1 protein-coding gene is annotated in these 1,595 nt (G+C 68.5%); it reads right to left on the reverse strand.

Annotation, left to right across the window (positions count from 1 at the left end; translation table 11 throughout):
* Window positions 1-114 precede the first annotated feature (114 nt).
* Window positions 115-1,595, reverse strand: a 1,481-nt coding sequence (locus tag KZA10_RS14645; RefSeq protein WP_218683251.1) for a YhgE/Pip domain-containing protein, incomplete at its 5' end; no start/stop codon positions are given.

A 1,595-nucleotide genomic window follows, 5' to 3' on the forward strand; every position in this document is an offset into this window, starting at 1 on the left:
CTCGCGAGCACCGACTGCGCCGCGCGCAGCAGGGCCTCGCGGTTGGCCAGGGCGTCGCGTCGACGCGGCGGATTCGGTGCGGTCACTTCGGACCCTTTCGCGGAGTCGCGGGGATCAGGACATCAGCTTGGTCGACGCGAGGGCTTCGACCAGCTTGCGGTTGTACGTCATCAGGGGGCGCCGCAGCACGAGCCCGAGGAGCAGTGCCGGGATGATGAACAGCGCGAGTGCACCCAGCGCCCACCAGAAGTCGGCCTGATAGACGCCGGCGATCGCCGACCTCACCATGTTCACCGCGTAGGTCGCGGGAAGGAACGGACTGATGCTCTGGAACCAGTCGGGCAGCAGCTGCAGCGGGTACGCGCCGCCCGAGCCCGAGATCTGGATCACCAGGAGCAGCACCGAGAGCGCTTTGCCCGCATTGCCGAAAGCGACCACCGCGGTGTACACGATGAGTGTGAACACGGTCGAGATCGCCCACCCCGCCAGGATCAGCAGAAGCGGATGCGCGGGTTCGACCTGGACGAAGAGGATCAGCCCGAGGGTCAGCAGCGTGCTCTGTGCGAGACCGACCAGCCCGAAGATGCCGTAGCGGCCGAGGTACTTCTGCGTCGGTGTGAGCTCAGGGCGGTCGGGGAGCGTCTCGGCGTTCACATCCACGCGGATGGTCACGGTCATCAGAAGCGCGCCCACCCAGAGCGCGAGGATCATGTACAGCGGCGCCATGGCCGCACCGAATCCCGCCACGGGGAAGACCGCGGTGCGGTCGAGGCGCACCGGCTCGGCGAGAGACGTGGCGAGCACACCGGGGTCGGCGCCGGTCAGTTCGCTGAGGTCGCCGGTGTCGGCGGCCTTCGCGATCGACTGCTGGACGGCGTCGAACCTGTCGGCCATCGTGTTCAGCGATGCCGACAGCTGCGTCGTGGCCTCCTGAGCGCGCGACAGCGTGGACAGCACGGAATCGGAGGCACCGGACAGGCCCGAGGTGATGCCGGACAGGTCGGAGCGGATCGCCGAGACATCGGACCCGATCTGGGAGAGAGTCGTCGACAGCGAACTCAGCTGCGCCTTCAGGCCGTTGTCGTAGGTGCTCCGTGCATCGGCGAGCGCCTTCTTGGCCTCGGCGATGGCGGCGGAGATCTCCTGGTGGGAGCTCTGCGCCGCGTCATTGCCGGCGGCGATGTCGGTCGCCGCCGTCTGGAGGCGATCCTGCAGAGCCTGCTGCCGCGCGATCGCCTCGTCGAGCCGGCTGATCAGGGCGTCGAAGTCGGATTGCGCGGATTCCGGCAGGTTCGGTCCGACCTCGGTCTCCAGCGTGTTCTTGAGCGCCGCGTACTGATCGGCCTGCTGCTGCACACGCTCGGCGAGTGTGGTGATCGCCTGCACCTGGGCGCCGCTGAGCGTGTCGCCCGCGGCGTACAACTCATCGATGCGCTGCCCCACGGCGTCGTAGCTGTTCGAGGTCGCCGCGAGGGCATCGGCGAGCGACTGTGCCGCCGTCTGCAGAGTGGACTTCAGTGTGTTCGCGGCGTCCACCCCGCTGCCGAGCGCGCCCGAGGTGTCCGTGAACGCGTCACCGGCCGTGTCGACCAGGG

Origin of the sequence: Microbacterium sp. BF1, from assembly GCF_019279095.1 — a bacterium.
GTDB lineage: Bacteria > Actinomycetota > Actinomycetes > Actinomycetales > Microbacteriaceae > Microbacterium > Microbacterium maritypicum.